Raw genomic sequence first — 20996 nt, forward strand, 5'->3', positions numbered from 1 at the left:
CGGAGGCGGCGTGAGCCGGGCGGCAGACGTGCCGCCCGGCGGTGCGGACCGGGGACTACTCGGCCATCTCGTAGGCGCCGGACAGGGCCTCCACGCGGGCCCAGACGCGGGCCGCGCGCTCCTCGTCCACGACGGGGCGGCGGACGGCGGCGAGGGCCCAGGCCTGCTGCTGCCCGGTCGCCGAGTCCTTGCCGTGCAGTTCGACGGCGTGGCCGGAGAAGTCGCGGACCAGGACGGAGAACAGCTCGTCGAGCACGGACTCGTCCAGGTCCGTCAGGCGCGCCTGCTCCAGGATCAGCTGGCCGTGCACCACGAGCGCGAACAGCTGGCCGACCGAGAGCAGGAAGTCGAGGTCCCGGCTCTGCGCCTCGTCCGGTGCCATGGTGGCGACGAACTCGCAGAGGGCATCGGCCTGTTCGCGGAAGCGGGCGACGTTCGGGATGCCGGCGTACGCGTCGTAGGCCGGGCGCCAGTCGTGGAAGCGCACCGAGCCCAGCCCGCGGGCGGGTCCCTGGCGGAACAGGAAGTCGTCGTCGGCCGCATCGAGCCGGGACGGCACGGCCGGGTACTCGACCGGCTCCAGCAGGTGGTTGCGCATGAACTTGAGGATCAGCGCGAGGTTCACGTGCACCGTGCCCTCGAGCTTCGGCAGTCCGCGGATCTCGACGGCGGCCTGCGCGAAGTAGTTGTCCTTCTCGAAGCCCTTGGCGGCGATGACGTCCCACATGAGGTCGATCACCTTCTCGCCCTCGGTGGTCACCTTCATCTTCGTCATCGGGTTGAAGAGGAGGTAGCGGCGGTCCTCGGGACCGGCCGCGCGGAAGTAGTCCACGGCGCGGTCGCTGAACAGCTTCATGCCCACGAGGCGGACGTAGGCGTCGGCCAGCTCGCGGCGCACGTGCGGGAACGCGGTGACGGGACGGCCGTACAGGATGCGGTTGTGGGCGTGCGTGACGGCCTCGTACATCGCGTGCTCGCAGATGCCGATGGAGGCGGTGCAGAGGTTGAACTTGCCCACGTTGACGGTGTTCAGGGCCGCGTCGAAGGCCGCCCGGCCGGTGTGGAGCACGTCCTCGGCGGAGACCGGGTAGTCCTCCAGGCGGAACTCGCTGACGAACTTGGAGGAGGGGACCACGTTCTTCACCAGGTGGTACGCGGGGTGGCGGCTGTCGGCCGCGAAGAAGACGTACCCGTCGGGGCCGTCCACGTCGGTGCGGCGGCCGAACACGGAGACGAGGCCGGCGGCGTTGCCGTTGCCGATGTAGTACTTGGAGCCGGTCGCGCGGAAGCCGCCGTTGCCGTCGGGCTCCAGGAGCATGTCGGTGGAGTAGATGTCCGCGCCGTGGGTCTTCTCGGACAGGCCGAAGGCGAACACCTCGCCCTGGGCGAGGAGTTCGGCGGCGCGGGCGCGGGCTTCGGCGTTGTCGCTCTGCCAGACCGGGCCGAGGCCGAGGATGGTCACCTGCCAGGCGTACCAGTAGTCGAGGCCGTAGAAGCCGAGGATCTCGTTGAGTGCGGCGATCCGCGCGGTGTCCCAGCGCAGGTCGCCCTGCCCCTCGCCGGCCGCGGACTCCGGGGTGAGGAAGGTGGCGAACAGCCGCTCCTTGGCGGCGAAGGCGAGGAAGTCGGCCAGCCAGGCGCGCGAGTGGTAGTCCTCGATCAGCCGGCGCTTGCCGCGGGACTCGAACCAGTCGACGGTGGCCCGCAGCAGCCGGCGGGTCTCCGCGTCGAAGTGCACCGGGTCGTAGGTGTGCGGGTTGAACAGCAGGGCGTCGGCCATGGAGGTCCGCCTTCCGGGGGACTGGGAGGTTGGTGGTCGAGGGGTGCGGCGCGGCGGCCGCGGAGCGGGGGGAGCCGGGGGCGGCGTGGCTCAGCCGGCGGGCGGGGCCGCACCGAGCCGGTGGAGGGTGGCGAGCACGTCGTCGAGCCAGGCGATGGACATCCGCTCGTACGCGATGCCGCCGCGCAGCACGACGTGCTGCAGCTCCTGGCCGGGGTCGAGGACCGGCGGGGCCCCCGGCCCGGTGAAGTCGCGGAGCTCTCCGGCGAGGTAGTGCGCGAGCCGGTCGCCGTGCACCTGCCGGTGCCGCTCGACCTCGCGGACGAGCCCGGCCGGGTCGTCGAAGGCCGCTCCGCGGATCTTCACGGCGAGGTCGTGGCGGAGGCTCTCGGGCTCGATCGGCTCGTGCAGCCACCGCGAGAGGGCTGCGCGGCCGGGTCCGGCCACGGAGTACTCCTTCTTGTCCGGCCGACCCTGCTGGGGCACGTCGCGCACGGCGAGCATGCCCTCGCCCTCCATGCGCTTGAGCACCCGGTAGATCTGCTGGTGGGTGGCGGTCCAGAAGTAGCCGATGGACCGCTCGAAGCGCCGGGCCAGCTCGTAGCCGGAGCCCGGCTTCTCCAGCAGGGAGACGAGGATCGCGTGCTCGAGCGCCATGCCCCGATCTTGCTATGCAACTCGTTGCATAGACAAGCGGGCGCGGCGCGGTGAGACGCGGCTCACCCGGGGCCGCCCCGTGCCCGGTCCGTGCTCCGCCCCTCGGCCGCCGGGCGGGCTGTCAGTGGCATGGGTCACAGTGGAGAGCGGATGGTTTCCGCCCGCGCGGGACCGGACCGAGGAGGAGTCCCGGACCGAGGAGGTGTCATGGAGTACGCGATCCAGGCCGAGGGCCTGGCCAAGCGGTTCAGGCAGACACGTGCGCTGGCGGGCGTGGACCTCGCGGTTCCGGCCGGCACCGTGCTCGGACTGCTCGGTCCCAACGGGGCGGGCAAGACCACGGCGGTGCGCATCTTCGCGACCCTGCTGGTGCCCGACGGCGGCCGGGCCCTGGTCGGCGGCCACGACGTCGTGCGCGAGGCGGGCCTGGTGCGCTCGGTGATCGGGCTGACCGGGCAGTACGCCGCGGTGGACGAGAACCTGACCGGCACGGAGAACCTGCTGATGATCGGGCGGCTGCTGGGCATGCCCCGGCGGGAGGCCCGGGCCCGGTCGGCGGAGCTGATGGAGCACTTCCGGCTGACCGACGCGGCCGGCCGGGCCGTGAAGACGTACTCGGGCGGCATGAGACGGCGCCTCGACCTCGCCGCGAGCCTGGTCGGCCGGCCCGCCGTCCTCTTCCTGGACGAGCCGACCACCGGGCTCGACCCGCACAGCCGCGGCGAGGTGTGGGACATGCTGCGCATCCTGGTCGCCGAGGGCACCACGGCCCTGCTGACCACGCAGTACCTGGACGAGGCCGACCGGCTCGCGGACGGCATCGTGGTGATCGACAAGGGCCGGGTGATCGCCGACGGCACGCCCGACGAGCTGAAGGCACAGGTCGGCGGGCAGGTGCTGCACCTGCGTCCGCTCCGTGCCGCCGATCTCGGGACGGCCCACGCGCTGATCAGCGAGCAGGCCGGACCGCAGACCAAGATCGAGGGCGAGGGGATCACCGCCCCGGTCAACGACCCGGAGCTGCTGCCGGGGGTGGTGCGCCGACTGGACCGGGCGGGGATCGCGGTGGGCGAGCTCACCCTGCGCCGGTCCACCCTCGACGAGGTGTTCATGGCGCTCACGGGCCACCGGGCCCGGCCGCCCGGACCCGCCGGCGAGGAGGAGGCGGCAGCGGCGGAGGGGGCCGAAGGGGCCCGGGAGCGGGACGACGCGCAGGTGGCCGCGGGGAGCGCGCCATGACCACCGCCGCGGTCTCCGGAGGGCTCGGCCGGGGCGGCCGGGTCCGGGCCGCCGCCGCCGTGCGGCAGACCGCCACCATGGCCTGGCGCAGCCTCGTGTCCGTCAAGCACAACCCGCTGGAACTGGTCGACTACAGCATCACGCCGATCATGTTCGTGTTCCTGTTCACGTACGTCTTCGGCGGCCAGATGGCGGGCTCCCCGCGCGAGTACCTCCAGTACGCGCTCGCCGGGATCATCGTGCAGAACACCCTGTTCATGAGCATGTACACCGCCATGTCCCTGAACACGGACCTGACCAAGGGGGTCTTCGACCGCCTCCGCAGCCTTCCCATCGCCCGCTCGGCCCCGCTGTTCGGCCGGATCGCGGCCGACCTGGCCAAGCAGCTGTGGGCCATGCTCCTGATGATCGGCCTGGGCGCCCTGATGGGCTTCCGGATCCACGGCGGCGCGGCCGGGTTCCTCGGTGCCACCCTCCTGCTGATGGTCTTCGCCGCCGCCGTGGCGTGGACGGCGGTGCTGATCGGGATGCTCGCGGGGGACGCCGAGAAGGTGCAGGTCTTCGCCTTCACCTTCATCTTCCCCCTCACCTTCACCAGCAGTGCCTTCGTCCGCGTGGACACGATGCCCGGCTGGCTCCAGGCCTGGGTGCACGTCAACCCGGTGACCCACCTGTCCGACGGCTTCCGCGGACTGCTCCTCGGCACCCCGGCGGGCCGGCCGGTCCTGTGGTCCCTGGTCTGGGCGGCCGGCATCGCCGCCGTCTTCATACCGCTGGCCCTGCGCGCCTACCGCTCCCGGGACCGGTGACCAGGCTCGGGCGGCCGCCCGGACGGGCCCGTGCGCAGCCGTCGTCCCGATCGGTCAGGAATGAAGAAGTCCGGGCGGGCGGGCCCCGCCTAGCGTGGGGCCCATGGACCTCACCCTGCACCGGACCTTCCTCCCGCACACCGACCCGGAGGCCTCCCTCGCCTTCTACCGCGACGCCCTCGGCTTCGAGGTCCTTGCGGACGTGGGCCGCGGCGCCATGCGCTGGATCACCGTCGGCCCCGCCGGCGCCCCCGGCACGGCCGTCGTGCTGGAGCCGCCGGCGGCCGACCACGGCGTCACCGAGGCGGAGCGCCACACGATCGCCGAGATGATGGCCAAGGGCACCTACGCCCGCATCACCCTGGCCACCGCCGACCTGGACGCCGCGTTCGCCCGGGTACGGGACACGGGCGCCGAGGTCGCCCAGGAGCCGACCGAGCAGCCGTACGGCGTCCGCGACTGCGCGTTCCGCGACCCGGCGGGGAACCTCGTCCGCATCCACGAGGTGCGCTGAGCGGCACGCCCCGCCGCCGAGGGAGCAGACGTACGCTCGGTGCTGATCGGATCGAGCCGCGACACCCGGCGGGGTCCCGCAGCGGGCCCCGCCGGACGGACAGGGACGGAGACACGATGGGCAGCATGGCCAAGAGGACGGGTGCGCAGCCCCCGGTGCGGCACGAGGCCGACAGCCACGATCTGATCCGCGTGCACGGGGCGCGCGTGAACAACCTCAAGGACGTCAGCATCGAGATCCCCAAGCGCCGGCTGACGGTGTTCACCGGGGTCTCCGGCTCGGGCAAGAGCTCCCTGGTCTTCGACACGATCGCCGCCGAGTCCCAGCGGCTGATCAACGAGACGTACAGCGCCTTCCTCCAGGGGTTCATGCCCACCCTGTCCCGCCCCGAAGTGGACGTGCTCGACGGCCTGACCACGGCCATCGCCGTGGACCAGCAGCGCATGGGCGGAGACCCGCGGTCCACGGTGGGCACGGCCACCGACGCCAACGCGATGCTGCGCATCCTGTTCAGCCGGCTCGGCAAGCCGTACATCGGCCCGCCCAGCGCGTACGCCTTCAACGTCCCCTCGGTCCGGGCCAGCGGGGCGATCACCGTCGAGCGCGGCGAGCGGAAGGCGGTGAAGGCGACCTTCACCCGCACCGGCGGCATGTGCCCGCGCTGCGAGGGCCGGGGCAGCGTCACCGATCTCGACCTCACCCAGCTCTACGACGACTCCAAGTCCCTGGAGGAGGGGGCGCTGACCATCCCCGGCTACAAGGCGGGCGGTTGGAACTACCGGCTCTACAGCGAGTCCGGGTTCTTCGACCCGGGCAAGCCGATCCGCCGGTTCACCAAGCGGGAGCTGCACGACTTCCTGCACCGCGAACCGACCCGGATGAAGATCGCGGACATCAACATGACCTACGAGGGCCTGGTCCCGCGCATCCGGAAGTCGATGCTCGCCAAGGACCGGGAGGCGATGCAGCCCCACATCCGCGAGTTCGTGGACCGGGCGGTCACGTTCACCACCTGCCCCGAGTGCGACGGCACCCGCCTGAGCGAGGGGGCCCGGACCTCCAAGATCGACAAGGTGAGCATCGCGGACGCCTGCGCGATGCAGATCAGCGACCTGGCCGAGTGGGTCCGCGCGCTCTCCGAGCCCTCCGTCGCCCCGCTGCTCGCCGCCCTCCGGGGAACCCTCGACTCGTTCGTGGAGATCGGCCTCGGCTACCTCTCGCTCGACCGGCCCGCAGCCACCCTCTCGGGCGGCGAGGCCCAGCGGGTCAAGATGATCCGCCACCTGGGCTCCTCGCTCACGGACGTCACGTACGTCTTCGACGAGCCGACGATCGGCCTGCACCCGCACGACATCCAGCGGATGAACAGCCTGCTGCTGCGCCTGCGGGACAAGGGGAACACGGTGCTCGTCGTCGAGCACAAGCCGGAGACGATCGCGATCGCCGACCACGTGGTCGACCTCGGGCCCGGCGCCGGCTCGGCCGGCGGCACCGTCTGCTTCGAGGGCACCGTCGAGGGCCTGCGGGCGGGGGGCACGGTCACCGGCCGCCACCTGGACGACCGGGCCTCCCTCAAGGAGACGGTGCGCGCGCCCTCCGGCGCCCTGAAGATCCGCAACGCGACGGCGAACAACCTGCGCGGGGTGGACGTGGACGTCCCGCTCGGCGTGCTGACCGTCGTCACCGGGGTCGCCGGTTCCGGCAAGAGCTCCCTCATCCACGGGTCGGTCCCCGCCGACGAAGGCGTGGTGGCGGTGGACCAGGCCCCGATCCGCGGCTCCCGGCGGAGCAACCCGGCCACGTACACGGGCCTGCTCGAACCGGTCCGCAAGGCCTTCGCCAAGGCCAACGGCGTGAAGCCGGCCCTCTTCAGCGCCAACTCCGAGGGCGCCTGCCCGACCTGCAACGGGGCCGGGGTCGTCTACACGGACCTGGCGATGATGGCCGGGGTGGCCAGCACCTGCGAGGACTGCGAGGGCAGGCGGTTCCAGGCCGCGGTGCTCGAATACCGGCTCGGCGGCCGGGACATCAGCGAGGTGCTCGCGATGTCGGTGACCGAGGCGGCGGAGTTCTTCGGCGCCGGAGAGGCGCGCACCCCGGCCGCCCACCGGATCCTCGAACGGCTGGTCGACGTCGGTCTCGGCTACGTGAGCCTGGGCCAGCCGCTCACCACGCTGTCCGGCGGCGAGCGGCAGCGGCTCAAGCTGGCCGTGCACATGGGCGACAAGGGCGGGGTCTACGTCCTCGACGAGCCGACCACCGGACTCCACCTCGCCGACGTGGAGCAGTTGCTCGGCCTGCTCGACCGGCTGGTGGACTCCGGCAAGTCGGTCATCGTCATCGAGCACCACCAGGCGGTCATGGCCCACGCCGACTGGATCATCGATCTGGGCCCGGGCGCCGGCCACGACGGCGGCCTGGTCGTCTTCGAGGGCACCCCGGCGGAGCTGGTCGCCGGCCGCTCCACCCTCACCGGCGAGCACCTGGCGGCGTACGTGGGCCGCTGATGCGGCGCCCCCGCCCCCGGGGCGCGTCGGCGGCGCACCCCGGGGGTCACGCCGTGCGGGTGCGGCCGTCCCGGGGCCCGAAGGCCTCCAGGACCTCCGCGTCGCTCGCGCGGGCGTGCAGGAAGTAGTCGGCCCACTCGGCGATCCCGGGGTACGAGCAGTCCCCGGTGAGCCGGGTGACGGCGGCCTCGACGTCGAACTCCGTGGTCCGCAGGGTGACCCCGGGTCCCAGGAGCGCCCAGTGCGCCCCCGCCCTGCCGTACGGCATGCCGACGCTGCCGGGGTTGACCACGAGCCGGCCGTGGGCGAGCCGCGCGAAGGGCATGTGGGTGTGGCCGCAGACCACGGTGCGCACGGAGTCGTCGAGCCCGTCGAACACCTCCTTCCAGCGCTCCGGCCGGGAGTCCACCAGGACGATCTCCTCGTCGTCCCGCGGGGTGGCGTGGCAGAACAGCACCTCCCCCAGCCCGGGTACGTTCAAGGTGAGCGTGTCCGGCAGGGCGGCGAGCAGATCCAGGTGGTCCTCGCGGAGCCGGCCGGCCGCCCAGGGGCCGATGGGGTCGGGGATCGAGTCCCGCTCGCCCCGCCGGTATTCGAGGAGTTCGCGGTCCGCGTTGCCGCGGACCCACAGCACCCGGTCGCCGAGGCCGGCCAGCAGGTCGAGCACCTCGGCGGGCTGCGGGCCCGCGGTGATGTCGCCCGTGAGCACGATGCGGTCGGCGGCGCGCACCTCCGGCTCCGCGAGGACGGCCTCCAGGGCCGGCAGGACTCCGTGGATGTCGGACAGGACGGCTACGTGGTTCGGCATGGTCCCCAGCCTCCGCCGGAACGGGCGGTACCGGCCCGCCGTTCGCCGGACGCGTACTCCGCGCGGGGCGCCGCGGGCCCGCCCGCGGGACCGGACCGGCGAGGCGCGCCCCGCACGCCGGCCCCGGCGGCGACAGTGGGGGCATGTGGCAGGCGGACGGCTGGGACGTACAGGTGCGGCTGGGAGTGCTGACTCCCCATGCCGATGTGGGACCGGAGTCGGAGCTGCGGGCCATGGCACCGCCGGAGGTGGGGATCCACGCGTCCCGCGTGCAGTTCGGCGCGATGCGGCCGGGCGGGGCGATGGACACGACCATCCCGCTCGCCCCGGTGCGCGCCTTCGCCGAGCCGCCCCACGTGGACGAGGCCGCCGAGCTGCTGGCCGCCGCCCCGGTGGCGGTGATCGCGTACGCGTTCACCAGCTCGGCGTACGTGATCGGGGCGCGCGGCGAGGCCGCGATGGTCCGCCGGCTGTCCGAGCGGGCCCGGGGCCTGCCGGTGGTCGCCACCTGCTCCGCCGCCGTGCAGGCCCTGCACGCGCTGGGCACCCGCCGGGTGTGCCTGGTGGATCCGCCCTGGTTCGACGAGGAGCTGAGCGGTCTGGGCCGGGCCTACTACCGGGCGGCGGGGTTCGAGGTGGTGGCCTCGGGGCCCTGCGACCTGCCCTCGGGCCAGCACCTGGTCCGGCCCGGCCCGTTGCACGACTGGATCGCCGCGCACGTCCCCGGTACCGCCGAGGCGGTGGTCGTCGGCGGCAACGGGCTGCGGGCGGTCTCCGTGATCGAGGCGCTGGAGCGCACCCTCTCCCGCCCGGTGCTGACGGCCAACCAGGTCCTGCTGTGGGCCGCCCTGCGGGCGGCGGGCTCGGCGACGAGCGCCATCACGCACTACGGGCGGCTGTTCACCGTGCCGGGACCGGACTGAGGCCGCGGCCTACGGCCTACGGCCTGATGTCGTACAGCACGTTGAACGGGTCCTCGGTGGTGGACCTGGCCACGCTGCCGAAGCCGGCCTCGGCGCACAGCTCGCGTACGACCGACTCGGGCATGCCGCACGTGCCGAGCGCGGCCCCGCCGCCCGCGAGGGAGGTGGTCATGCAGTAGAAGACGCTGAACCCGTAGAACATCGAGGCGACGGGGCCCACGTTCTCCTCGGGCCGGTCGGCGCAGTTGATCTCCAGCATGAGGTAGTCGCCGTCGTCCTTGAGGGCGGCCCGGATCGCGGACAGCAGCCGATTCGGCTCGGCCGAGTCGTGGATCACGTCGAAGGTGGACACCACGTCGTAGCGGCCCGGCAGCCCCCGGGCGGCATCGACGGTCTCGAAGGTCACGCGGTCGGCGACCCCGGCCCGCTCCGCGTTGGCCCGGGCGCGCTCCACCTGGCCCGGGAAGTTGTCGAAGCCGGTGAACCGGGAGCGGGGGAAGGCCTTGGCGAGCACGATGAGGGCCCGGCCCGCGCCGCAGCCCACGTCGGCCATGTCGGCCCCGCGCTCCAGTTTCTCGACGACGTGCGGGAAGGTGCTCAGCCAGTCGTCGACCATCACCGTCTCGAACCAGCTGCCGGTGAAGCGGCTCATGCCGTCCCACAGGCCTTCGGGGTACTCGCTCTGCGCCACCCCGCCCCCGCTGCGGAAGGCCTCGCGCAGCCGCTCGTAGGGTGCCAGCGCCGCCGGCATCATCTCGTAGGCGCCCCCGAGGAACATGGGGCCCGACTCGTCGGCCAGTGCCACCGCGTGCTCGGGCGGCAGGACGAAGCGCCCGGGCTCGGGCTCCTCCAGGTATCCGGCGGCGGTCAGGCCCCGCAGCCACTCGCGTACGTAGCGCTCCTGCAGGCCGAGCCGGTCGGCGAGCTCCCGGCTGCCGGCCGGTCCGTCGGTCGCGAGGGACCGGAACAGGCCCAGCCGGTCGCCGAGGTGGCACAGGGCGACCGCCATCGTGCCGCTGAGGTCGTCGAGCGCCTTTCCCATGAAGGCCTCGACCTTCGCTTCGTCCAGTTCCGGCTGCGCCGCCACGGTGTTCCTCCTGACCGAGCCGGGTCGCGGGGTGCGACCGCCCGGCCCAGGAAAGCACCGGCCCGGCCCCCGCCCCGGCCGCCACGACGGACGGCGGCGCCCGGAGCGGATGCCTCACCCGATCCGCGCATCGCCCGCCGGGCGCCGCTCACCCGCGCGGGGAGCCGCTGCGGGCCGGCTCGCGGTGGGCGACCGTGACGTGGGGGTCGGCCCCCGGGGACTCCAGCTCGTCGAGCACCGCCACGGCCAGGTCCTCGGCGCTGATCCACGACTTCCCGCCGGCCCCGGTGAGCAGGGTGTCCGTGCCGCGCCGGTAGCCGCCCGTACGCTCCCCCGGCTCCAGCAGGGCGGGCGGGCTCAGGTAGACCCAGCGGGCCTCCGGGTGCTCCCGGCAGGCCTCCAGCTGGGCCACTCCGGCGGCGGCGACGCTCCTCCACTCGGCGGGCACGTACGCCGGGTCGTCCGCGACCAGGACGTCCCGGTGGCCCGGGCTGCGGAGCGCTCCGGCGCCGCCGACCACGAGGACGCGCATATCGAGCCGGGCCGCGAGGTCCAGCACCGTACGGGTGGTCCCGACGAGGAAGTCCCGGTCCACGGGCAGGGTCCGCACGGCGAGCACGAGGGCGTCGGCGGGGCCTGCGCCGGGGGCGTCTCCCTCCGGGCCGCCGCCGGCCAGCGCCCGGTGCAGGGCGTCCGCGTCGTTCGCGTCGACCGCGAGCGGTGTCACCTGCGGGCCCCCGCCGACGGCGGTCCGGGAGAGCGCGAGCACCCGGTGGCCGCGCGCAGCGGCCTCGGCGATGACGCGGCTGCCGACCATTCCGGTGGCACCCAGTACGGCGATCCTCAAGTTCCGGTCCATCCGTCCCGTCTCCTTCTTCGTCTTCTCGGTCGGCATCTCAGGACGCCTCGTCACGTCCGGCCCGGCCGGGCCGGCGGGTTGAGCTGCGCCGCCAGCAGGGCGGCGAGGGCCAAGGCGAAGCCCAGGGTCTGCAGCAGGCTCAGGGATTCGCCGAGCACGATGCCGAGCGCGGTGGCCACCAGCGGGGACAGCAACACCAGCGGGGCCGAGGCGCCCACCGGCAGCCGGCCTATCCCGCGGAGCCACAGGGTGTACGCGATCAGTCCGCCCATGCTGCCCAGCCACAGGTAGCCGCCGAAGGCCCCCGCGTCGATCCGCTCCGGTACCCCCTCGAAGAGGAGGGTGAGCGGAAGCAGCATCAGGCCGCCGACGGCCAGCTGCCATCCGGCCAGGGCCAGCGGGCCGACCCCCGCGGGGCGTCCCCAGCGCTTGGTGAGGACCAGTCCGACGGCCATGGCGGCCGTGCCGCCGAGTCCGGCCAGCACCCCGAGGGCGTCCAGCCGGGCCGCCGGCCCGAGCACGACGAACCCGATCCCGACCACGCCGACCACCGCCCAGGACCAACGCCAGGCCGTGGGCCGGTCGTTCAGCAGCCCGATGCCGAGTCCGGCCACCAGCAGCGGCTGCGCGGCACCGAGGGTGGCGGCGACCCCGCCGGGAAGCCGCTCGGCCGCCAGGAACAACAGGGGGAAGAACGCCCCGATGTTGAGCACGCCGAGCACGGCGGCCCGCCACCACCAGTCCCCGCGCGGCAGTACCCGGGTGAGCGCGAGCGCGAGCAGCCCGGCCGGCAGGGCCCGCATCAGCCCGGCGAACAAGGGGTGTCCGGCGGGCAGGAGTTCGGTGGTCACGGCGTACGTCGTGCCCCAGGACACCGGCGCGAGCGCGGTCACGGCCACGACCGCGGCGCGCCGGGCACGCGCACTCCGGCGCACCTCGTGGGGGCCGCGCGGGCCGTGGGCCGCCTGTGCGCGCTGCGGGTCCTGCGCGTCCGGTGTGTTCCGCGTCGTCTGCATGCCGAGAAGTCTCGGACGGATCCATCATGAATCCAAAGCATGGTTGTCATCGCACCCATGAACAGAGACCATGCATGTCATGGATCTCCAGCAGCTGCGCTACGTCGTCGCCGTGGCGGAAACCCGCAACTTCACCCGCGCCGCCGAGCGCTGCTCCGTGGTGCAGTCCTCGCTCAGCCACCGCATCGCCGGTCTCGAACGGGAGCTGGGGGTCAAGCTGTTCGCCCGCTCCAGCCGCCGGGTCGAACTCACCGGCGCCGGCACGGCGTTCCTCGCCGGCGCACGCGAATGCCTGGCGGCCGCCGACCGGGCGGTGGCCGATGCGGCCGCGGCGGCGGGCGTGGTGCGCGGCCGGCTCGCCGTCGGCGTGATCGTGACCGCGGCCGCCGTGGACGTGCCCGAACTCCTCCAGCGCTACCGCACCCGGCACCCGGACGTCCGCGTGCTCCTGCGTGCCGGGGGCAGCCGCGAGCTGGCGGCGGAGATCCGCAGCGGCGAACTCGACGTCGCCTTCCTCGGCATGCCCGAGGGGGAGCGGCCCGCGGGGGTGGAGACCCTCGTCCTCGACCACGACGAGCACGTCCTGGTCGTGCCCTCCGGGCACCGGCTGGCGGGCGCCTCCCGGGTCACGCTCGACGAGGTGGCCGGCGAGACCTTCGTGGACTTCGCAGACGGCACCCCCGGCCGGGCCCAGACCGACCAGGCCTTCGCCGCCGCCGGCCTGGTCCGCGACGTGGCGTTCGAGGCCGGTGTCGTCGAGCTGATCACCCGGCTCATCGCCCGCGGGCTGGGCGTCGCCCTGCTGCCCTCGGCCTTCGTCCGGCCCCTGGCCGAAGCCGACCCCGCCCTGGCCCTGGTCCCGGTGACGAACGGCCCCCGCCGGGTCGAGTACCTGGCCTGGAGCCGCTTCAACCCCACCCCGGCCACCCGCGCCCTCCTCGACGTCCTCGGCGTCCGCCCGGAAACGGCGTGACCGGGCGCACGGCCACCCGCCCGCACCTGCCGGTGAACCGCCGGTCCCGGCGGGTACGCCGCGCGCCCGGCCGGTAGCGCGGCGCCCGCGCGGGGTAGGGCTGTGGGGGCCCGGGGAAGGTCCCGGGCGGCCGGCGGCAGCGGGTCCGCCGGTTTCCGAGGAGCAGGGAGCGGACATGGCGGAGGACGTGGGTACCTCGGGGTGGCGGACGACGGAGGACGGGGACCGGACGGTCTCCGCGGCCGAGCTGTTCGACGGCCTGGGCATCGCGTACGAGGAGGCGTTCGGCCGGCTGCCGGCCCAGCGGGAGGCGATCGCCTGGCTCACCGATCGGCTCGGGCCCGGGGCGCGCGTGCTCGACGTGGGCAGCGGGACCGGCCGCCCGGTCGCCGAACTGCTGGTCGGGGCGGGCTGCGAGGTGACGGGCATCGACGTGTCCCCGGTGATGGTCGCGCTGGCCCGGGAACAGGTGCCGGGGGCCCGGTTCGAGCAGTGCGACCTGCGGGAGTTCAGCCCGTCCGGCAGCTTCGACGCGGTCTGCGCCTTCTTCCCGCTGCTCATCATGAGCCGGGCGGAGGCCACCGCGGCCCTGAAGCGGATGGCGGGCTGGCTGACGCCCGGCGGGTACCTCGTCACGGCCACCGTCCCGGCCGACGTCGAGGACCTCGACATCGAGTGGATGGGACGGCCGGTCCGGGTGTCCAGCTACTCCGCGGAGGAGTACCTGCGCACGCTGCGCGAGGACTGCGGGCTGGAGGTCCTCCACCACTCGGTCTCCACCTTCGTCCCGGACGGCGCCGCGGCCGCTCCCGAGGAGCACCTCTTCTGCTACGCCCGGCGCCCCGGCACGGCCGCTGCACCCTGAACCGCCGAGACACGGGGAGACACACCGAGGCCCCCCGTTTGCCTGCCCCGAATGGCGTATGACGCAGAGGTACCGCCTAATGACAGTGCGTGCACCTCCTAGGTGTACAGCGACCGACGCGCATGAGTAGACCCGTGCGTCGGCGAACGGAGCTCGTCATGAACCAACCCATCCGATCCGCGGCCGCTCCGGCAGACGGCGGCCCCGGACTCCCCGACACCCATACGACGGCCGGATCCTCGGCCGCCCCCGCCGCCACGGTGTCCGCAGACCCCCTGCGCACCCTCATGGACACGGTGGTCACCTGCCGCCCCCTGGACCAGGTCACCGAGCTGGTCTCCCTGCTCAAGCGGGGCGGCGGGCACCCGGACCTGGTCCGGGACGCGCTCTGCACCGCAGCCGTGGCCCGCCCGGTCGACGAGGTCGGCCGACTGATCGACCACCTGTCCCAGTCCCCGCAGGAGAAGACCGAAGCCGAGATCACCCTCCGGGCTGCGGCCGCCGAGCGGCCCATCGAGGACGTCGCGGCGCTGGTGGGCATCCTCGCCACCACCACGCCCGACAGTCCGGTGCCCCCGGACATCCCCGTGCCCGTACGCGCCCCGGGCGAGCGCGAGTTCCCCGGCCCGGCCGACGCGGACCTGCCGCAGCCGCCCTCCTACGAGGTGCCCGGGTCGGTCGAGTACGACCTGGCCCGCGTGGCCGCCCGGCGGCGCGTCCCCGAGGAACCGCCCCCGGAGCCGCCCGCCCGCCGGTCCCCGCCGCCGGCCCTGCGGTGGGCCGCGGGACTGGCGCTGCTGGTCGCCGCGGCGCTGCACCTGCCCGCGGACCCGGCGGCCCTGCTGGCCGGGTCGGGCGGGCCGGTGCTGCCGTCCGTCGCCGCGGTCCTGTGTCTGGCCGCCGGCCTGACGCTGACCGTGCGGAACACCGCGGCCGGGTGGTGGGCCGCGGGCATGGCGGCCCTGGCGGTCATCGGCTTCCACCTCGTGGGCCGGGCCGCCGGGTTCGACCCGCTGGCCCGCACGCTCGGGGACCCGCTGCCCTGGGCGGACGCCGTCGCGGTTCTGGGCGCCGCCGCCGCGGCCGTCCTCGCGGCGGCCGTCCTGCGGCCGCCGGTCCGCGAACGCGCCGGGTCCGACCAGGCCGGCTGACCCGCCCGGTCCTTCCGCCCCCGCCGCCGCCCTCCACCAGGAGGTGCGGCCGCGGGGGCGGCTCGCGTTCCGGAACCTCCGGCGCGGTCGCGGGGCGGTGCACCGTCCCGGCCACCGCACGGGCGGCCGGGAATCAGCCGAACGAGTCAGCGGGCCGTGCGGGGGCGGCCCCGCCCTCGCTAGCGTGAGCAGCCGCAACTGCGCGGAGGCACGCATGGACGGGACACGCGACCGCTCGCCCGACGAGGCCGAGGGGACCCCGGGCGCGGCCGAACCCCCGGCCGCCCCCGAGGAGTTCGGGGCCGCCCTGCGGCGGCTGAGGACCGAGCGCGGCCTGTCGCTGTCCGCCCTCGCCCGCCTGGTCCACTACAGCAAGGGCTACCTCAGCAAGATCGAGAACGGCGGGAAGCCGCCGACGGCAGATCTGGCCCGCTCCTGCGACGCCGTCCTGCGCGCCGGAGGCGTACTGGCCGGGCTCGTTCCCGGGCTGCCGCCGCCCCGGCAGCCGGAACCCGCGGCCGAATGCCCGTACCGGGGGCTCGCCGCCTTCGGCGCCGAGGACGCCAACTGGTTCTTCGGCCGGGAGCGCGCCACGGCCGCCCTGACCGCCCGGCTCGCACAGCGCGCGGGCCGCGGCCCCCTGGCCGTGGTGGCCTCCTCGGGCGCGGGCAAGTCCTCGCTCCTGCGCGCCGGTCTGGTGCCAGCCGTCCGGCGGGGCGGCCCCGGCCCGCTCGGCCCCCGCCCCCGGCAGGTGGTGGTCTGCACGCCGACCGCCGAGCCCCTCGCCGAACTGCTCACCGCCCTGGCCGGCGCCACCGGCACCGGCACCGGCACCGGCACCGGCACCGGCCGGAGCCTGCCCACTCCGGCCGAACTGGCCGAGCGGCCCAAGCTGTTGGCGGCGGCGCTGCGCGCCGGCCCGGGCCTTCCCGGCCTGGTGCTGGTCGTCGACCAGTTCGAGGAGATCTTCACCCTCTGCCAGGACGAGCGGCAGCGGCGCTCCTGCGTGGCCGCCCTCAGCGCGCTCTGCCAGGGCGGGGCGGACGCCCCCGCACTGGTGGTGCTGGGCCTGCGGGCCGACTTCAGCGGCCGCTGCCTGGCCTACCCCGAACTGGCCGACGTGTTCACGCGGGGCCTGTTCGTCCTCTCCCCCATGACCCCGGAGGAGCTGCGGGCCGCGGTCACCCGTCCGGCCGAGCGGGCCGGTCTGGTGCTCGAACCGGGCCTGGTGGAACTCCTCCTCCGGGACGCAGGGGCCGGGGAGGGCGGCCCGCCCGGGGCGGCCTGGGCCCTGCCCCTGCTGTCCCACGCCCTGCTCGTCACCTGGGGCGCCCGCACCGGCCGGACCCTCACCGTGGCCGGCTACGAGACCACCGGCGGTCTGCGCGGCGCGGTGGCCCGTACCGCCGAGGAGGTCTTCTCCGGGCTCGACCGCGAGGGCCAGGAGGCGGCCCGGCGGGTCCTGCTCCAGCTGGTACACCTCGGCGACGGGGTGGTCGAGACCCGCCGCAGGACCGCGCCGGACCGCCTGGCGGCAGCGGTCCCCGACGCCCGGGCGGCCTCGGCGGCACTGGATTCCTTCGTACGGGCCCGGCTGGTGACGGCCGGGGAGTCGGCGGTGCAGATCACCCACGAGGCCCTGCTCCAGGTCTGGCCGCGGCTGCGCGGCTGGATCCACGCGGACCGGGCGGGCCTGCTGCTGCACCAGCAGTTGGCCGATGCGGCAGCCGCATGGCTCCGCGAGGGCCGGGACCCCGAGCTGCTCTACCGCGGCAACCGGCTGGCGGCCGCGGACGAGTGGGCCGAGCAGCAGGACGGCCGGGATCCGCCGGGACCCGCCGAGGCGGAGTTCCTGGCGGCGAGCCGGGCCGAGGAGGAGGGCCGCCGGCAGCGGGCGCTCCGGCAGGCCAGGACCCGCAGGCGGCTGCTGGCCACGCTGGCCGCCCTGCTGGCGATCGCCGTCGGGGCGGGCGCACTCGCCTTCCACCAGCGCTCGCGGGCCGTGGCGGAACGTCGCGTGGCCCAGTCCCAGGCGATGGCCGTGCAGTCCGAGGCGATGGCCGCCGGACAGCCGGAGGCTTCGATGCGGCTCGCCGCCCAGGCCTACCGGACCGCGCCCACCACCGAGGCCCGGGGTGCGCTGCTGAGCACCCAGGCGCAGGCCTTCGCCGGCCGGCTGTCCGGACACTCCGGGCCCGTGAACGGGGTGGCCTTCGCCCCCGGCGGCCGGCTCCTCGCGACTGCCAGCAGTGACGGCACCGTACGGCTGTGGGGCGGGCCCGGCCACCGGTCGGTGGCGGCCGTCCTGACCGGGCACGGCGGCCCGGTGCTGGGAGTGGCGTTCGGCGCCGGCGGCGGCCTGCTCGCCTCGGCGGGCACCGACGGCACGGTACGGCTGTGGCGGCTGCCGGAGCGCCAGCCCGCGGGCATCCTCTACGGGCACAGCGGCGGGGTCCGCTCGGTGGCCTTCGCCCCCGACGGCCGGACGGTCGTATCGGGCGGCATGGACGGGACGGTGCGCCTGTGGGACGTGGCATCCCGGCGCCTGGTCGCGACGCTGCGCGGGCACACGGACACCGTCCACGGGGTGGCGGTCTCCCCCGACGGCCGCACGGTCGCCTCCGGCGCGGCCGACCGTACCGTCCGGCTCTGGGACGTGAGCGCCGGGCGCTTCCCGGCCGGGGACGGCGGAGCGGCCGAGCCGCGGGTCCGGGTCCTCGCGGGCCACACCGACGCGGTACTGGGCGTGGCCTTCGCCCCCGACGGCCGGAGCCTCGCCTCGGGCAGCGCGGACCGGACCGTGCGCATCTGGAGCACGGCGCCGTCCCCGCGGACCCCCGCACCCCCGGGTGAGCCGCCCGTACCAGATGCACCGGCCGCGGTCCTGCGCGGCCACAGCGACGACGTCAACTCCGTCGCGTACACGGCGGACGGTACGGGGGTGGTGAGCGGCAGCGGCGACGGCACGGCGAAGGTGTGGGACACCGCGACCCACCGGCTGACCCAGTCCTTCGGCGGGCACGCCGACTACGTGCTCTCGGTCGCGGCCGGACCGGGGAACCTGCTCGCCACCGGGAGCTTCGACCGCTCCGCCGTGCTCTGGGACCCCGGCCGCGGCGCGCTGGTGGCCCGCCCGTTCACCGAGCTCTGGCAGTCGGCGTTCGCACCCGGCGGGCGGCTGCTCGCCTCGGCGGGCGCCGACGGCACCGTACGGCTGTGGGCCCCCGCGAGGCGCGCCGCGGCCGGAGTCCTGACCGGCCACCAGGGATCGGTGTTCACGGTGGCGTTCTCCCCCGACGGGCGGACGCTGGCCTCGGCGGGAGCGGACCGGAGACTCAGGCTGTGGGACACCCGGCGCCGCACCCTGCTGGCCACGCTCACCGGCCACGGCGGCTCGGTCTTCTCCCTCGCCTTCTCCCCGGACGGCCGGACCCTCGCCTCGGCGAGCGCCGACCGGACGGTGCGGCTGTGGGACATCGCCGGCCGCCGCCCGCTCTCCACGCTCACCGGGCACCAGGATTTCGTCAACGCGGTGGCGTTCTCCCCGGACGGCCGCACCCTGGCCTCGGGCAGCGACGACCTGACGGTACGGCTGTGGGACCTGTCCGCCCGGCAGGAGCGGACCGTCCTGCGCGGGCACTCCGGCGCGGTGCGGAGCGTGGCCTTCGCCCCGGACGGGCGGCTCCTGGCGAGCAGCGGCAACGAGGGCGCGGTCCGGCTGTGGGAGCCGGAAGCGGGCCGGGCGGTACGGGTGCTCGCCGGGCATGTCGGGGCGGTCCGCGCGGTGGCGTTCGGTCCGCGGGGGCGGAGCCTGGCCTCCGCGGGGGTGGACGGCACGGTCCGCGTGTGGGATCCCGCCGGCCACGGGCAGATCGCGACGCTGGCCGGGCACGCCGGGGCGGTCTGGGGCGTGGCCTTCGACCCGGCCGACGGCCGGCCTGCGAGCAGCGGGACCGACGGGACCGTACGCATGTGGTCCCTGGATCCCGCCGCGCGCATCTCCGCGATCTGCACCCTCGTGGCCCCGCCCGGGCTTTGCGACGGCAAGGACCGCTGACGGGTCCTCACCACCGGCGCCACGTCGGCGTTTCCCGTTCGGGCGAGGGAACGGCCGGGGGTTTCCCGGGGTTTCCCGTTTCCTGACGTGGTGGGCGACGCGCCGGTCCTCGACACCCGGGGGTGGCACGGGCCACTGTCGAGGGGCCGGGCAGAGCAGCCGGTGGCAGCCGCGACGGCCACGCGAAAGCGAACGACGCGGCGCCGGAGGGATCCACGGGGACACACCGATCACGGGGACAAGGGGTACGGGGAATGAGGGGTACGGGGATGAGAAGCACCGGCAACCGGTCCGACGGGCCGCGGCGTACCGGCGGGCGTTGGAGCAGAAGAGTCCTCTTCCTGGCCGCAGCCGCACTGATGGCCCTGGCGGGCGCCGGGGGCGGAGCGGCGGCCGCCGCGGGCGCCCGGCCGGCCGAGGCCCCCGCTCGGGCTCAGGCCCAGGCCGATGCCGCCTGCGGGGTTCTCGCGACCGGGGCCTCCGCCACGGCCGAGCAGGCCGTGCGGACCGCCTGCGAGCAGATCGGGGTCTGGTACACGTGGGGCGGCGGCCACGGCCCCGAGCCCGGCCCGACGTACGGTCAGGTGGACCCTACCGACCCGGCCAGCGCGCACGATCCGGAACGGCTGGGGTTCGACTGCTCGGGGCTGGTGCGGTACGCGTACGCTCGTGCCGTCGGCAGCGACATCCTGCCCGGCAACGCCGCGCACCAGTTCCACACTCCGCGCGCCGCTGCCCGTTTCAGCGCGGCCCAGGGCACGGCCCCGCTGCTGCCCGGTGACCTGCTGGCGTGGGGTTCGGGGGACTCGATCCACCACATCGCGGTGTACCTGGGCGCGGGCAAGATGGTGGAGGCCCGCCAGTCCGGCACCCGGATCATGGTGAGCGACGTCCGCCTGGGCGGGGACTACGCGGGCGCGGTCCGCATCAGTCCGTCCTCCGCGCCGGGCACGTTCCGCACCTGGGGCACCGACGTGTGGACCCACACCGAGCCGTCCACCGGCAGCCCCCGGGTGCACAAGTTCGACGGCCCGACCACCGTGCGCATCCAGTGCCAGAAGCACGCCGAGACCGTGACCTCGGACGGCTACACCAACGACGCCTGGTCCTACCTGCCCGAGTACGGCGCGTGGATCACCAACATCTACATCCAGGGCCCGGCCTGGCTGGACGGCGTCCCGACCTGCCCCTGACCGGGGGCTCGCCTCTCCCATCGAATGATTCGCCACCTTCCAAGGAGGAACCATGTCCGCACGCAAGAAGACCGCCCTCGGCCTGGCCGCTGCCCTCACCGCCGGCCTGGCGTTCGTGGCCGGACCCGCCACCGCGGTACCGGCCGTCGGCAAGGCGCCCGCGGCCGAATGCGGGGTCCGCTCGGACGGCCGCCTGTGGTGCGGCAACCGCGCCGGGGCCAAGGGCTATGAGCACCGCTCGTACGGCTCGGCGGTGCGGGGGCCGCTGAACACGAGCTTCAGCTGGTTCCAGTGCTGGGGCCGCGGTGACAGCCACCCCGGCGGCAACAACATCTGGTACTGGACGCAGCTGGACAACGGCCAGTGGGGCAACGTGCCGGCGGTCGACGTCCACACCTCCGTGGACCCGGCCCCGGGCCTGCGCGAGTGCTGAGTTGCTGAGTTCCGGCCGCGTGTTCCGGCCGTAAACGCAGAAAAGCCCCGCACCAGAAGGTGCGGGGCTTTCCCACAATGATTGTTCGGCGGCGTCCTACTCTCCCACAGGGTCCCCCCTGCAGT

General features: G+C 74.7%; 17 protein-coding genes. 11 read left to right on the forward strand and 6 right to left on the reverse strand.

The window, feature by feature from the left end; all coding sequences use genetic code 11:
- Positions 1 to 55: 55 nt before the first annotated feature.
- A complete protein-coding gene (locus ACZ407_RS32335; RefSeq protein ID WP_468134628.1) occupies positions 56 to 1780 on the reverse strand; it encodes an acyl-CoA dehydrogenase family protein in 1725 nt (574 codons plus the stop codon).
- Positions 1781 to 1870: 90 nt separating this feature from the next.
- Positions 1871 to 2437 (reverse strand): PadR family transcriptional regulator, encoded by a 567-nt coding sequence (locus tag ACZ407_RS32340; protein ID WP_468134630.1) that lies wholly within the window; start codon positions 2435 to 2437, stop codon positions 1871 to 1873.
- Between the two features lie 207 nt (positions 2438 to 2644).
- Here ACZ407_RS32340 and ACZ407_RS32345 point away from each other — a divergent pair, with 207 nt between their 5' ends.
- The 4 genes from ACZ407_RS32345 (at position 2645) to ACZ407_RS32360 (ending at position 7506) form a co-directional block, all read left to right on the forward strand.
- Positions 2645 to 3676 carry an ATP-binding cassette domain-containing protein gene (locus tag ACZ407_RS32345; protein ID WP_468134632.1) on the forward strand — a complete coding sequence of 344 codons (1032 nt, stop codon included), beginning with the start codon at positions 2645 to 2647 and terminating at the stop codon, positions 3674 to 3676.
- On the forward strand, positions 3673 to 4485 hold the full coding sequence (locus ACZ407_RS32350; protein WP_468134634.1) for an ABC transporter permease: 813 nt from the start codon (positions 3673 to 3675) through the stop codon (positions 4483 to 4485). The genes ACZ407_RS32345 and ACZ407_RS32350 overlap by 4 nt, the downstream gene beginning before the upstream one ends.
- 103 nt (positions 4486 to 4588) lie before the next feature.
- Positions 4589 to 4999: a VOC family protein gene (locus tag ACZ407_RS32355; RefSeq protein WP_468134636.1), complete on the forward strand. Its 411-nt coding sequence runs from the start codon at positions 4589 to 4591 to the stop codon at positions 4997 to 4999.
- 125 nt (positions 5000 to 5124) lie between these two features.
- Positions 5125 to 7506 carry an ATP-binding cassette domain-containing protein gene (locus tag ACZ407_RS32360; protein WP_468134638.1) on the forward strand — a complete coding sequence of 794 codons (2382 nt, stop codon included), beginning with the start codon at positions 5125 to 5127 and terminating at the stop codon, positions 7504 to 7506.
- A 46-nt stretch (positions 7507 to 7552) separates the two neighbouring features.
- Here ACZ407_RS32360 and ACZ407_RS32365 read toward each other — a convergent pair whose 3' ends face one another.
- The gene (locus ACZ407_RS32365) at positions 7553 to 8314 is read right to left on the reverse strand and encodes a metallophosphoesterase family protein (protein WP_468134640.1); all 762 of its coding nucleotides are present in this window, start codon (positions 8312 to 8314) and stop codon (positions 7553 to 7555) included.
- Between the two features lie 143 nt (positions 8315 to 8457).
- Here ACZ407_RS32365 and ACZ407_RS32370 point away from each other — a divergent pair, with 143 nt between their 5' ends.
- On the forward strand, positions 8458 to 9237 hold the full coding sequence (locus ACZ407_RS32370) for a maleate cis-trans isomerase family protein (protein WP_468134642.1): 780 nt from the start codon (positions 8458 to 8460) through the stop codon (positions 9235 to 9237).
- A gap of 16 nt (positions 9238 to 9253) precedes the next feature.
- Here ACZ407_RS32370 and ACZ407_RS32375 read toward each other — a convergent pair whose 3' ends face one another.
- From ACZ407_RS32375 to ACZ407_RS32385, 3 genes are all read right to left on the reverse strand, one after another.
- Positions 9254 to 10324, reverse strand: coding sequence for a class I SAM-dependent methyltransferase (locus tag ACZ407_RS32375; RefSeq protein WP_468134644.1), 1071 nt, complete (start codon positions 10322 to 10324; stop codon positions 9254 to 9256).
- 148 nt (positions 10325 to 10472) lie between these two features.
- The gene (locus tag ACZ407_RS32380; RefSeq protein WP_468134646.1) at positions 10473 to 11183 is read right to left on the reverse strand and encodes an NAD(P)-dependent oxidoreductase; all 711 of its coding nucleotides are present in this window, start codon (positions 11181 to 11183) and stop codon (positions 10473 to 10475) included.
- A 50-nt stretch (positions 11184 to 11233) separates the two neighbouring features.
- Positions 11234 to 12199, reverse strand: coding sequence for an EamA family transporter (locus ACZ407_RS32385; protein WP_468134648.1), 966 nt, complete (start codon positions 12197 to 12199; stop codon positions 11234 to 11236).
- 79 nt (positions 12200 to 12278) lie between these two features.
- Between ACZ407_RS32385 and ACZ407_RS32390 the strand changes: the two genes are divergently transcribed.
- The 6 genes from ACZ407_RS32390 to ACZ407_RS32415 all read left to right on the forward strand — a co-directional run bounded on the left by ACZ407_RS32390 (position 12279) and on the right by ACZ407_RS32415 (position 20871).
- A complete protein-coding gene (locus ACZ407_RS32390; protein WP_468134649.1) occupies positions 12279 to 13172 on the forward strand; it encodes a LysR family transcriptional regulator in 894 nt (297 codons plus the stop codon).
- A 175-nt stretch (positions 13173 to 13347) separates the two neighbouring features.
- Positions 13348 to 14037 (forward strand): class I SAM-dependent methyltransferase, encoded by a 690-nt coding sequence (locus ACZ407_RS32395; protein ID WP_468134651.1) that lies wholly within the window; start codon positions 13348 to 13350, stop codon positions 14035 to 14037.
- Between the two features lie 158 nt (positions 14038 to 14195).
- A complete protein-coding gene (locus ACZ407_RS32400; protein ID WP_468134653.1) occupies positions 14196 to 15188 on the forward strand; it encodes a hypothetical protein in 993 nt (330 codons plus the stop codon).
- Positions 15189 to 15402: 214 nt separating this feature from the next.
- A complete protein-coding gene (locus tag ACZ407_RS32405; protein WP_468134655.1) occupies positions 15403 to 19245 on the forward strand; it encodes an nSTAND1 domain-containing NTPase in 3843 nt (1280 codons plus the stop codon).
- Positions 19246 to 19604: 359 nt separating this feature from the next.
- Positions 19605 to 20438, forward strand: a complete 834-nt coding sequence (locus tag ACZ407_RS32410; RefSeq protein ID WP_468134657.1) for a C40 family peptidase — start codon at positions 19605 to 19607, stop codon at positions 20436 to 20438.
- A 52-nt stretch (positions 20439 to 20490) separates the two neighbouring features.
- Positions 20491 to 20871: a hypothetical protein gene (locus ACZ407_RS32415; protein WP_468134659.1), complete on the forward strand. Its 381-nt coding sequence runs from the start codon at positions 20491 to 20493 to the stop codon at positions 20869 to 20871.
- Positions 20872 to 20996 lie beyond the last annotated feature (125 nt).

The organism is Streptomyces sp. NPDC030809 (assembly GCF_055572195.1).